The sequence below is a fragment of the Bacillus sp. SIMBA_005 genome, from assembly GCF_046535585.1.
GTDB lineage: Bacteria > Bacillota > Bacilli > Bacillales > Bacillaceae > Bacillus > Bacillus pumilus.
Map to the genome: position 1 here is coordinate 1 of NZ_JAWRWI010001309.1, position 229 is coordinate 229.

A 229-nucleotide genomic window follows, 5' to 3' on the forward strand; every position below is an offset into this window, starting at 1 on the left:
GTTGCTCTGTAGGTTTAGATAATACACTTAAATTACCAGTAGTTTCTAGTATGGCATATTGGACGTCTTGAACGGAAAACACAGCCTGTTCACGTAACATCATTGTTAGCTCATCCATGTGTAAACGATTTTTCTTTAGTGCAGATTCTAAAATAAGCCCATTTTGAATAACAATAGTGGGCTTATCGTCAATCAGCACACGCGCTTTTTTAGATTTAATAGTAATAAT

At 34.9% G+C, this 229-nt stretch carries 1 protein-coding gene; it reads right to left on the reverse strand.

Annotation, left to right across the window (positions count from 1 at the left end; all coding sequences use genetic code 11):
- A partial coding sequence (locus SB660_RS24310) for a DUF421 domain-containing protein (RefSeq protein WP_410585218.1) occupies positions 1-229 on the reverse strand: 229 nt, incomplete at both ends.